Annotated in this window: 5 protein-coding genes; 2 read left to right on the plus strand and 3 right to left on the minus strand. The window is 42.2% G+C overall.

What is annotated here, in order from left to right:
• The first annotated feature begins 175 nt into the window (after window positions 1–175).
• Window positions 176–844, plus strand: coding sequence for a hypothetical protein (locus ACT3SX_RS03695; RefSeq protein ID WP_192518472.1), 669 nt, complete (start codon window positions 176–178; stop codon window positions 842–844).
• 102 nt (window positions 845–946) lie between these two features.
• Window positions 947–1510: a hypoxanthine-guanine phosphoribosyltransferase gene (locus ACT3SX_RS03700; RefSeq protein ID WP_192518473.1), complete on the plus strand. Its 564-nt coding sequence runs from the start codon at window positions 947–949 to the stop codon at window positions 1508–1510.
• Between the two features lie 367 nt (window positions 1511–1877).
• On the opposite strand, the gene recD is transcribed toward ACT3SX_RS03700, so the two are convergent.
• The 3 genes from recD to ACT3SX_RS03715 form a co-directional block, all read right to left on the minus strand.
• The gene (recD, locus tag ACT3SX_RS03705; protein WP_192518474.1) at window positions 1878–4166 is read right to left on the minus strand and encodes an exodeoxyribonuclease V subunit alpha; all 2289 of its coding nucleotides are present in this window, start codon (window positions 4164–4166) and stop codon (window positions 1878–1880) included.
• Between the two features lie 68 nt (window positions 4167–4234).
• Complete coding sequence (locus ACT3SX_RS03710) at window positions 4235–8725, minus strand: UvrD-helicase domain-containing protein (protein ID WP_413038426.1); 4491 nt, start codon at window positions 8723–8725, stop codon at window positions 4235–4237.
• Between the two features lie 210 nt (window positions 8726–8935).
• Window positions 8936–13432 (minus strand): exodeoxyribonuclease V subunit gamma, encoded by a 4497-nt coding sequence (locus ACT3SX_RS03715; protein ID WP_192518476.1) that lies wholly within the window; start codon window positions 13430–13432, stop codon window positions 8936–8938.
• Window positions 13433–13799 lie beyond the last annotated feature (367 nt).

The following is a 13799-nucleotide window of genomic DNA, read 5'->3' on the forward strand; positions in this document are numbered from 1 at the left end:
ACAAAACCTATATTTTACAATTAGAGAAAGTTACTCATTTATATACAACCTATTAAACCTTGGATTAGGGGCTGTTATAGATTTTTTCAAAGATAGTTATTCTTCAATAGAATGACGTGCTTAATGAAAGCGATACCGTCGATCAGGAATCGACAACACAAATAAAGGAAGCATAATGGCGCATTATTTTGGATTCATACCTTCAGATAAATTAAAAGCAGCCATTGCTGAGGCTGAACAAGTGATTGCATCAAATGAGACAGTCGCTTATTACCCTTACCGTGATGCACTTACCCATCAGACCGCACGAGATTTGATTGATAGTTTATTGGTCGGGTTGGTTGAAATTACGCCAAACCCTGAACGCAAAGCTTCTATGCAAAAAATAGTTGCTACTGTTGAAAAAACAGCAGATACACTACTTAATGTGTTGCTTGGTAAAGAAAATAACGAAGAAGTGCTTCCTAGTTTTCATTTTTTGAGAGAGCGAGCCACATTTATTGATAATGAAGGCGTTATGCGGGTAGGCTTTAAACTGTCCGAAACAGATGCCGAAACCATCACTAAAGGTTTTTCTGCTATCACTCCTGAGCATGTAGACATGCCTTTGTTTCGAGCAGCACTTGAAACAATGAATGACCAAACCCTGACGCACTTTATCAGCAACTACGCTGAAACCTTGAAGCTAGGTATCATTAAACGCAAATCAGTACCAGTCGCCAAGGCTGCGATTGACAAAGGTATGAGGATTGCACTTCATAAGCTACTACCAGATCTGCCTGACAGCTCATTAAATCGTTTGGCGAACTACTACCGCCCTTTCATCGTAGAAAAGCCAGAATGAGCATTAAAATTTAATTAATTTTGTCTCAACAGTCACATGCTATTGGGAAATTTTTTTTAAATTTGCTAAAATAAGCGGCACTTTTTACCGAAGGCGCATCCGATGACCCAAATCAGTAACCAAGAAATAGAAAAAACATTACGTAACTCAGATTGCCTTATAAGTAGTATCGAAGTTGCTGCTGCTTACGAACGTCTTGCCGCACAACTTAATCTACATTATGCTGGTTTAAACCCTATCGTCATGGTTGTGATGAATGGCGGACTCATTCCAGCAGGTCAATTACTGACGCATTTGACTTTCTATCATCGCATGCATTACATCCATGCGACACGTTATCGTGATAACGAAGGTACAAACGAGCTAGACTGGAAGTTTAAGCCAGATGTTGATATCACGGGTGAGCATGTATTGCTGATTGATGATATTTTTGATGAAGGCATTACCCTAAAAACAGTCGTTGAAGAATTAGGAAAAGAAAAACCATTATCGCTTGAATGTTGTGTTTTGCTGAATAAAGAACATGATCGTAAAGTTAAAGGTTTTGATGTTGATTTTGTCGGTATCAATGTCGCAGACCGTTATGTCTATGGTTGTGGCATGGACTTCCATGGTTACTTACGCCACTTGCCAGGTATTTATGCTATCAAAGAAGATAAAGTTTAAGTCCCATACTTAATGACTTATACTTATTGACTTAAGAGCATTTAGGTCCTAAAAAAGCATCCAAATTGGATGCTTTTTTATTACTTGAGAGTTATGCCTTGTTGATTTTATTACTCATACAGTATTTATATTCGTATAAACTATTTCATCGATTTTTTAGCATGGTATAAAATTAAGACAATTGTAATCCTATTTTTCAGACAGTTATAGTCAGTCCTAAATAAAAGAGGTACAACTACGCGATATGGGTTACGTTTTTCTTGCTTGCTGTGCCTGCTCAGACAGAGGCGGCGCAAAATGTAACCCGTATCGCTGTATTTATTTTATAGTGAATCAACTATACCTATCATGTATATCAAAATACAATTTAGTCAAGTTTAGCAAACTGTAATGCTAATCCAGTATGGCGTTCAGTGGGTGTTTGTACCGCTTTTTCTAACGCATGCTTGGTGCTATATATTGTCACCTGTCTTTTCGCTCGTGTGACTGCTGTATAAATTAGCTCTTTGCTTAACAACCTTGTATGACTATTATCAAACGTGATCGCTACATGGTCAAATTCTGACCCTTGCGATTTATGAATGGTCATTGCATATGCAGTCGCAACCAGTTCTTCATTTAGCAAATTGACAGCGATGCCCTGTGTTCTATTTTCAAAAAACACTTCTAATTTGTTCATATTATCTTGAGTTTGCAAACAAAAACCAATATCACCATTAAACAACCCAAGCTCATAATTGTTTTGTAACACCATAACTGGCCTACCATGGAACCATATGTTTTGCCCTAAAGGTAGTTTTAACTCAGCTAAATGCCATTGAGTTAGGTAATTATTGATATAGTGATCACCCCACTCTCCGTTGTGGCCAGCACTTAAAATTCTAAATTGATTAAAAGTGTTCATTAATGATGCAATTGTATTTTTTACTTTTTCTGGTACAGATTTTTCTATTGGTATTTCTAGAAGATTTTTAATTTTACTTATATATTTTTGGTAATTCAGAGCTATTTTTTTAATAATTTTTTCATTGCTTAGGCTATTTTTTGTTGTATTATCTGATAATGCTTGCTGAGTATTAACGTATTGAAACCTTAACGCATCATCATTTTTTAACAACTGCCAAATGACTTTAGTGTCTACAGTTGACTGGTTTATTTGATACGCAAGCTTACCAATGCCAGAGTCGGCACTAAAACGGCGGCTTTCAGTCAGCTGTGCATGAATAGATTGCAATAACGGAATATGGCATAGATCAGCCAATACTGCGCCTGCATCTACTGCTGCTAACTGGTTTGCGTCACCTAATAATATCAGTCTAGCACCTGGTTTCACCGCACTCACAAGGTAGTTTGCTAGCTCTACCCCTAACATAGAGGCTTCATCTACAATAATAATATCTTCGCCAAGCGGGTTGTTGGCATGATAACGAGGACTACCCGTACGCCCAATACCAAGCAAGCGATGAATGGTTTTTGCTTCTTGTAGCTGTAATGTTACATTTGCCGCATCCAAAGCTGCCTGTAAAGACTCTTGCATACGTTGAGCGGCCTTTCCAGTTGGGGCAGCTAACGCTAAGCTTGCGCTGTCTGTACTAAACTTAATAGGCTCATGCTCACCTACCCCGCTGTCTGCTGCTTGTTGCAAGGCTATGACTAACTGCGCCACTGTATAGGTTTTACCTGTACCTGGGCCACCAGTAATAATACTAAAGGCATGGTGATTGGCTACATTAATAGCCATCACTTGCTGAGGATTAAGGTTATCTGGCATGGTGATGGCTAATGGGGTTATCGGTTGATTCAAAATAGTATGAATGTGTTTCGCTAAATTAAACTCTGCTTGCCATGCGCGGTGTAGCCAAAAGATTATTGATTTAGCTGCGTTATTTTGTTCGTGGATAATCTGATAAATAATAGGTTGATTATTTTTGCTTAGGCTATTTTGACTGTTATCATTTATATTGTTAGTACTTATCTCTGTATTAACGGTGGCAAACAGCGAATGTGCTTTAATTAAGCCAATAAAAGTAGCCAAATCTGTATTTTTTAAACGTTGATAAAGCGCGGCTATCATATCAAAGCGCTTGGCTAGTATCTCCTTTTCGTGATTGGTGAGTGCTAGTTGCGTCCATAACTGGGCGCGTTTGGCAAATAAAGTGTCTAGCAAATCAAACAGGGATGGCTCTTCTATCAACGCTGCCACTATCTGTTCGTCTGTGGCTGTCGTTGTGGCTTGCGTATCTACTGCGTTCATATTTAGGTGAGTCACCGTTTGGGTATCAATCAATGCTAAAACAGGCATGGCCAGCATCTCTAACAGCTGCTGCTGCCACGCATATAACGTGACCAACTCACCACTCACCCGCCCTTGTTGTGGCTGTTCATGCTCAGCTACGCTAACCGTTAATACGGTGTGCCCTTCTTCTAAGTGGGCGGCTAGCATGACAAACAAAGCAGCAAATAAGGCGCTGTCGTTGGTTGAATCGACTGGTTTTGCGTTGCTATCAGTATTGATAGCAGTATTGCCATAAAAGTTGGCCGTGCTATATGCCGCATGCGTTTGCTGACGGCGTAGCAATATATAATCGCTAATATTACTGGCCCAGCTTTCTTGTGAGCCGATGGCAGCGTTGCTTTTATGGTTATTATTATTCATGTGCGTTTGTCTCTGTTTTATGGCTTAATGCGACTTATTTGATATCCAATTCATGCGGATCAAGCTGACTAATCTGGCAAGCCAAACAGCGCATCTAACCCTTTAATAAAATCTATTGGAATGTCCCACGTCACTAGACCATAACGGTTATGGCTGCCCTCACCTATCAAGCTGCTGTCAGTGTTAGTCTTATTGGTAGTAGTGTTCATATCGTCACTTACGTTATCCCTGTTTGCGTTTGCATCATACACACCCCGTAAAAACACATATTCTACAGCTCCAAGGTATTTATGTTCATTGCCTACATAGTCGCTTATTCTTATGGCAAGAAACCGATGCAATGCCACTTGATAAATCGCGGCTTGTAGCCAATACCCCGCTTTTGACATTGTTTGTTTAAGATTTTTTTCACTATAATTGCTTAGGCTATTTCCTAAAAAGTTACTTTTATAATCAACCACGTAATACTTGCCCGCATACTCATATACCAAATCAATCTCACCGCGTAAATAGCGATACAGATGGTTTTTGTTTTGTGCGATCAGGCTAATGTGTTTGTCTTTATCATCAGGTAAATACTGCTCAAAGAGCTTGTTAATATCTTGCGCTCTAAAAGTTTCTGACAACCCCATATTAAACTCTAGCTCAGCAAACCGCCGTGTGGCATCAATAGTATATAAAGGCTGATTTGATGCCAATAGCGGCGCATGTAACACCTCTTCAATCCAGCCAATTAATGCCTCGTGCTTACTTGCATCAATAGAATCTGTGTTTATAGGCCGGCCACCTGCCTTATTTTTGGCTTGTAATATGCGGCTTTGCTGATCAAAACTACTATAAGCCAGTGGCAACTGATAGCTGCTGATAGCCCTATCAATCACCTGAGACCACTGTGATTTTTGATTAAAATCAATTTTTTCAAATATCTCGTGCAAAAACGTACCGGCATTGGCCCCTTTTACAAAGGTAAAACGAATATCCTCTGCGGTTTTAACGCTCATCTCACCGGCTGATAAGATTGGTAACGCTGAGGGGTCTGTTATATCAATGTCGATAGCGTCATCAATACGCTCATCTATCACTGCCATGGCTTGCATAGAGTCGTCAAGCTGACGAGCTAAAGCGGTAAAACTGGTTTTGGCCCAACCATAAAAGTAATTGATTTTCATAATGTCCGAAAACGCAGCGTACTCAATCATCTCGGTTGTGGGTTGATTGGCAGTTAAGGCAGCAGTGGTATGCGCGGTATTAGTATTGCCTGTTAAGCCGACCGCACTCGCATCATGATTGGGGTTTTTATGATAAAACGCATCCACATTATGCGCGCGTATCATGCCAATAGTGCCTTTGAGTCTATCGGGTAATTCAAACTTTGGTTCTGGTGAGTTAAACCAATAAAACACCGGTTTACGCTTCATATCTTTTATGTTGTTAGGGTCTCGCAATACTATATATAACTGCTCACTGGCACGTGTAAAGGCCACGTAGCCAAGGCGACGTAACTCATCAAATCCTTCTTTTGTCTCTATCTCGGTGTAGTAGTCCTCTGTAGTCGCAGAGCCTTGCACAGGTGAGAAACGGCGTTGATTACCCGTTGATTGATTTTCTATCGATTGCTGAGCTAACGCTGAGGGCGCTTGTTGCGCGTTATATAGGTACAAGCCATACTTCTCATTATTGCCCGATTTTCTACTGGCATCGCCCATCCCTAATACATAGACAATCGGAAACTCAAGCCCTTTTGATTTGTGAATGGTCATCAGCTGTACGCCAGACTCTGTCGGCAAGGGATATTGTTTGGCCCAGTCACTATTGGGTGCGGCGTCTATATGTTGCCTAAACCACGCCAACAGTTCATGCTCGCCCATTCCCATGCCGTATTGTGCCAACACATCCATAATGTGGCGCAAATCCATGATATGGCGGTCGCCTTCTGGATGCGCCGCTAGTGCTTGCCATACACCTTGTGGCTGTACAGGGCTTTCATCTAACAGATAATGTAATGCTGACAAAACACCAAAGTGTTGCCAGCGCTGTGCGGCTTCTTTGAGATAGGTAATAAAATCTTGATAGCTTTTTTCACTATTAGCCGCCTTGATATTCACTGCTTTTTTATTAACGACACTAGGGGCATTATGTGGTGCCACACCCGATTCATGGGTGCGCATCATGGCTTTGATGTCTTTAATGCTTAGGCCATACAGATGACTGGTCAGCACCCGATTAATCATATCGTGACGATACGGGTACAGCATGGCACTTAACAGCGCCGCGACATCCTCTGCCATGATGGTTTCAAAAATACTGACATCGCTGGTGGTCAAGGTTGGCACATTAAGCTTGACTAATTCATCTTCAACCCGTTTTAAGTCTTTTTTGGTACGTGCCAGCACACCAATATCGCTAGGCTGAATCGGTTTGCCTTTTAAGGTTTGTCCAGTATTGAGTACAGTCGCAATATGACGTGCTATGACCTCAAATTCATCATACTCAAGCGTTTTGTCTTTATCGTATGGCAAATGCAATACGCTCACCGGCTGGGCAGAGAGCACGTCGGTCACTAAGGGGCTACTGAGCAAGTTTGGCGTATGATACCAAGACAGCTGGTTGTCTGGCTTGGCCGCTTTGATATATTGGTAATAAATACCCGTACCAAGTTGCGACAGATGGTTATTGGCCGTTGCTGCCGTTGGCATTCCAAACCAGCAATTAAGCGCCTCAATCAAGCTTTCGTTTGAACGACGGTTGATATCTAGCGTCCAAAGGCTGCTGTTATCAAACTGGGCTTTCATGTAGTTATAGTTCGCTACGTCACCACCACGAAACCCATAGATTGCTTGCTTTGGGTCACCAACCAATAATAAAAACTCATGGCTGGGTTTTTTAGTCGCTGAGCTTGTATTATTATCAGCAACTTTGGACTTTTTCTTCGGCAGATAGATGCTTTCAATCATCATGGCCTGCTCACCATTAATATCTTGTGATTCGTCAATTAACGCCACTGGGTAATGGTGACGGATATAACGTGCCAGCTTTTCGCCTTGCTTGCCTGTTAACGCTTGGTTTAAGCGCACCATCTGTAAGCTAAAAGTCGTCTCGCCGCGCTCTTCTAAAATTACTGGCAATCGGTTGCGTACTGCGAGTACGATGTGGCGATTAAGATTGGCCAGCACTAATAAAATATGCTGATTGAGCCCATCAACCATATCTAACAGCGTCATTAACTTACTAATGGTTTCTAACGCAAACAGAGCCTGATGCTCTTTCTCTTTATTTTTATTAAAGTTCTTAATTTTTCCATCTTCGTTTGGGTATCTGGCATCTTGTAAAGACGTAATAATCTTTTTCTCACGATCGTTTAAATAACCAGTAAATGCCAGTTGATGTTCGGCTATTTTTTGATGCACATCAACAATGGCATCAAACTGTTTCAATAAATTAGAGTTTCCGTTAAATCCTTGAGACTTTCTATAATCAAGATTTAAATATGGCTGGATATCCGCTAGATCCAACTGAGAAAAATCATTGATTAGCTTTTCATAGCCATCAAAATCAAAGCCTTGATCTAATTTTACCTCATCAATCGGTGCAGAGATAAAGTTAAGCGAGCGCGTCACATATTTTTTATGATCGCTAACCGCCGTTAGCTTGCCTTGCTGATCTAGCAACGCATACAGTTTTGGCTGCTCGTGATATAGCCTACTTTGAAATTGACGCAACTCATCATGCACGATACTGTCAGTCACCTGCTCAATGCTGCTGTCTTCAATAATATCCATGCCTTGCTGATGACCAGTTTCGCTACTGTATTCCATCAACCACTTTTGAGCCAAGCTATCGAGCGTGCCCACAAACAGTTTATCTAGCGTGGTTAACACCAGTGCGGTACGACGAATAGCATCCGACATTGGATAGCTGTATACATGATCTAGCAAATACCCAACCAAATGCAGATTAATAGGATCTTGCATGATGCCATCTAAGCGCACATATTTGGCTTGCTCGATCAACCACGCTTCACGCGCTGTTTTTGCCTGCTTGCGTTTTTCTGCCGCTATTTGTTTTACTTGTTCGTACTCATAAGCCAAGTCTTGATTAAGCTCGCTCGTATCTGCATCCGTATCTATTTGAATTGCCGCATCAATGTCAGAATCCGTATTGATATTGGTATCAACCGTCTCATCTTTGCTATTGGTGCCATGTTTGTCTTTTTCCGCCTTACCAGTATCAGGCATCACCTGTAATATATCAGGGTATAAGGCCTCTTTATTATCAAGGTCGGCGCTCAAACTATTGACCCATTGTATGATCTGATAAAACTCTACCAAACGATCGTGGATACGCTGACGCATCTCGGCAGCAGCAGCGCGGGTAAAAGTTGTGGCAATGATTTGCTCAGGCGCGCGCTTTGCTTCAATCAGCAAACGCAGCACAATACCCGTAAGCGTCCATGTTTTACCCGTACCAGCTGACGCCTCAATCAAATGCCGTCCCATCAAATCAACATCAACCGCTGGTACAACAGCTTTAGACTCAGTCTCAGTTTCACTCTCAGCCATAGCGACACTCACATCTATATTTTCAGAAGGATGAACAGACGCACCAAACAAATCATCTGATTCACTTGGGCGCTGTAAATGTGTGTGTTCATCTGATAAATACGGCAATTTAGCAGCATCTATACTGTTGGAGTCGGTAAAGTCTGTCATATGGTCATATACTTTCAATTATTATCTATTAAATCAACAGGCTAAAAAACGGTCTGCTAGCTAGCCGTCCAAACTCTCTAATGCGGCAAACATTGGCGCGTATAGTGGTTTTGCCAAGCTAGTCAATGCAGTAGATAAGGCCTTAAAGGCATCTTGATCACGTAATACATACTGCCAAATAGCATGCTGCGAGCAAGTATCATATACCGACTCTACGTGAAATCCAGGTCGCAGCCAATCTGAAAAGTCAGCTCGTTTTGGCCAATAGATAACACCTTCTTCCATTTTTGAGCACTTACCAAGATAGCTAAGCGCATATCCGGGTAATAACGTAATGGGTACTTGACCCGATAAATTAGAAAAAATAGCCCACTTTATCATCTCAACAATCGCGTCTTCATACACAATTGGATTTAGTTTAAATGCAATTACTTTGTCATATTCTTTGATCTGTGAGCTGGGCTTATTAAAGCGCCAGATACTCACGCCATCATTTAATGCCACTTGATCAGCAGTGGTGCGGCGAGCTATTTGCCAATACAAATGCGACAGCCAAAACTTGAGTAAATGTTTGGAGCTGGCTGAGTTGGGTAATATATTTAACCACTGCTTAGGGGACTGCTCGGCATATGCCTTGCCTGCTAACATTTCTGCCGATGCCGATACAGGCACTAAGCCTTTTATCTTAACCAATGTCGGTAACCGCTTGAGCAGTGACGCGCTGTCGGCATTAATGTCAGTATGGTTTAGTACAGCCGCCAGCTCTATCTGTACAGGATGCTCAGTGGTTGGCGTTAGTAACTGCAAACCATTTGTATGATCTGCTACATCAGCAGAGCCATTAGCAACCAGTTGTTCTTTAAACTCCATGCATTGCTGTTGCAGTTTTTGTTGTTGATTGGGAATCGTAGTTTGACGCGCCACACCTGCCGGTATAATACTTTGGTACATTAATAATTGGCTGTTTTTATCGGCACTGTTATTAACACTGCTATCAACGCTATTGTCAGCCGTATTTTTATCATCAGTGTTATTAGTAGTAGCATGAGAAGCCAAGCTGTTAATCAAATACTCTTTGATGTGGTAGGTGGTCAAGTTGTTTAAAAACAAAGGCTCTTGAGGCGCCATCGCTTCTTCGCCTTGTACCACATGAACCTTTTGATTACGTAAAAAAGCTTTGGCAGGATGGCGCACTTGGTAAACCAATACACCCTCTACATCTATTTCATGAATATCAAACAATGATTGGGTAAGCGCTGTGGTCGCCTCGCCTGTCTTACTGCTATCGCGTGAATCACTTGCGCCATCTAGCGCCAGTAGCTCAGCCAATACATCTAAGGTCTGCGCATCTGCCTGACCAAGCACACCTAACTCTGTACCTAACACCTGAGCAATTGCCTCGTACTGTGTTTTAGTGGGCAGGCCAACCAGTGGCGCATGCTCGCTAGATACTCGGGACGTTAGTGTGTCAAACACAGCCTGCCAAAGCGGCGCAGGTGGAAACTGCTTTTTTTGTGCCAGTTTGGTTTTGCGCATGGCCTTACTCAAAATAGCATCCAGCTCATCAACGCGCTCAGCCAAGTGATTATCTGACGTATGGTTTTCGGCTTGTTCATCAGCAGTATTATCAGCTGCCATAGCCGTGTTGATATCCATTTCGATATCGGTTTCAAACAAACTTTTGTGAAATGGCAAAGCAGGATGCTCTGTCACTAACCACTGCTTAATCAATTTTGGCAAATAACGCTTTAGTGTGTCGGTAGCTGAGTCAATATTGTTGGGTAAATCTAACGTTTCAAGCGAGTTGACTTGCCACTGTACCTCTCCTTGCAAGAACTGTAACAACTCACTGACTGGGTTGGCAGGCAGGTGCTCATGCGTGTCTGTTAAACTTTGACCGTTATAAAATATCCAGCACGCACTCCGCGCGCACAGCAGCGCATCTAAAAACGCGCCATTATCATCATCCTCACTCACCCTATCACCACGACGAGCGATGGCGGCTTTCATCAAATCGTAGCGGTTATCGCGGTCTTGTGCAGGAAACTCCGACAAATTCATGTTAAGCATCACCACCAAGTTAAAAGGCACGTTTCTAAGTGCGCCAAATCGGCCAAAAGTAATCACACCTGTGGGTTCGGCACTGACCTGCTGACTCTCAAGCTCCACCTCGATACTATCTAACATAAAGCTGAGCTTAAGCGGTAGCTGCTCTACTCCTGCCAGCCGTTGCTCAATCTCTGTGCTGCTACTATCGCCACTTGAGTATTGCTTATAATGGCGGTTGGCGCGTAAGCTAGATTTAAAGCCGTTCATGGCGTTATAGATAGCGCGCATGGTACGGGTTTGATCAACATCTCCAAAGTAGCGATGAATGACTTGGCTCTCAATTTGGTCGAGCCAGTCTTCTGCTTTCATTTTTTGCATATAATCGCTACGGCGGGCCGCTAAACCTGCATAAATACGGCAAAGAGCCTCCACAATCATGGCATCGTTTAAGCTCACTTGAGACAGCGGTATGCTACGCTCTGGTAAGGCGGTGCTTGGCCACTCATCTTGACTTATAGGATACAAGCAATCGCTCAAACTGGCCTCTGGCATCACCAAGCCCAAAGTCAGTTTATCTAACGCTTGTGCAAAGCTAAAACGGTAGTCATAGTCATTGCCATCTAGTGTTTGTTTAAGGTGACCCTCATCAAAACCGCGAATAAATCCAGCCTCTACCAATAAATCACAACCGCGGCTCATTTGTTCATGGGTCAAGCCAAAGCTTTCAAACAAAGGCGGCAGCATCAGCCAGTCCAACACCTCAGCGGCTTCAAAGCGGGCGCTGTGGCTACCCAATAATTTATAAAAACCAATAATGGCATCCCATAACTGACGAATATCGGCATCCACCACACCCGTGACTTTAGCTGGCAGAGTCAAGCCGTCTTGCCCTTTACCACTGACAAAAATTGAGCTGATCAGCGCATGGTGACGCTCTACATCAGGTAGTAGTACAACAATGTCAGATATATGGCGTTTTTTTTCGTTAGCTGGAACTGGCTCATTAAGCCAGCGTCCAATCATAATGCGCAGTACTTCGAGCTGACGCTGTAAACTGTGACACGAATGAATACTTAGGCTATTGTCTTGCGAAGACATCGCCCAAAAACGCTCTTTCTCAAAACGTTTGTTTTCAAGTGCGGCATCTTCATACCATGGTGTTGCTTGCAGATCGTTCTCATCCTCAAGCCCTATTTGTTGGCTCACTACCTGAGAAACTTTTGCCGCCGCAGTTTGCTGAGTAGCCGTTTCATCAAGCATCAACACATCGTTTTGCAAGCGCCTTAATAAACTTGGGCTATTTTGCATACCGTTAAGCGCATCACTGCTATTGGTAGCATCAGTCAGCTTATGGTTGATACCCATAGATAACGTATCATTAAAATTATCTTGCCACTCTACAAGTACGTTTTGATCAGACGTATCTTGGTATTGCTCATTACCTGACAAATTGGCAAGCATGGCAAACGTATCACGTGACTGTTTACCCAAACGCGACAGCAAGCTATGGCCATAATCCCGTAAAAACACACTTTCTGGGTTGATGATTTGTTGGCGCTGTAACCACGATTTATCGACAATATCAGCCCAAAATAACTTTGATGGGTTGTAGTGCAGCAGGGTAATATCCATGTATTCTGATAACTGCTGCAAAAAATCCAGCTCAGTTTGTGGTAATTGCTGAATGGTAAAAATACGCAGTACTTTAGGCAACTGAGCACGCTCATCTGCCTTGTTGCCTTTTAGCGCTGACCAAAAAGTTTTTTCGAGCGCCACACGGTGTAAGTGCACATCGGCAAAAAGCTGTAACCATAAAAACCGCTGCGCTGCTTCTAGCTCAGCATAATGCGCCACCAACCAATCAGGCGTGGCGCGAGCATACTTATCAAAGCGCAGTGATAACGCGTCTTTATTGGCTAGCATTTCCTCAATATTGAGCGGCTTGTTATCTGACCAATGTGCCAACCAATCTTCACGGTGGGTTAAGTAACGGTTAAACACCCGCGCCAAATCACTTGCCAACTGCCAAATACGCGCATCCTGTTGCGCCTTATCTTGTGATCCATTGACTTGCTGACTGTTTTGTTTTGGCGCATCAATTAAAGATGACAATAGTGGGTAAACAGCGTGTTTTTCATCTTTTATAATAGCGTCTTGATAATAGGTCAAATATCCAAATAACCGCCACTGCATGACTGTCGGGGACAACACCGCAACGTCAGGTACATTTAGGGTTTTAGCAGAGTGGTCTGCTTGTAATAAATACGTATTATGGCGGCTCAGCACATCTTGCATGAGCGTCCACTGATACTGACCCCAAAACTTAGTACGTACCAAGGTGCTGATTCCAGCACGGCTGGCAATGGTTTTATCCAACCAATCGCCCAACACCATTGAGGGTACAATGACAATAAAAGGCGCAAAAACCGACTGGTTTTTTGACTGATATTGTACAAGCAACTCATCGACAAGGTTTTCGGTACGGTGTGATTGAATAATGGTAAACATAGACAATAATCTGATTGGGATGAGAAAGAGGCAAAACGATCATTTGAATACCTTGATATCCAAATGACAATGTATGTTAAATTTTAAAAAATAGGTGTTTTGTAATCAAACACTTAACACTTCAAAGTTTATCAATAACAACTTAAACAAATTCAGTCTGATCACTGTGATTCATTTTGGCATGATAATTGCTCTAACTATATTAAGGCGATATTTAAATAGCTTGCGTATACAAACTGACAATTTAGTGTGCCACTGATGACCATTTTTTGCCAGTTAAGATATTTACGTTACTATAATTCACGACATTTAATGTCGCGCTTATATCGTTTATTTTTATATAAGAAAAACATTATAACTTATACAA

It is taken from the genome of Psychrobacter sp. AOP31-B2-9 (genome assembly GCF_052378005.1).
In the GTDB taxonomy this organism is placed as follows: domain Bacteria; phylum Pseudomonadota; class Gammaproteobacteria; order Pseudomonadales; family Moraxellaceae; genus Psychrobacter.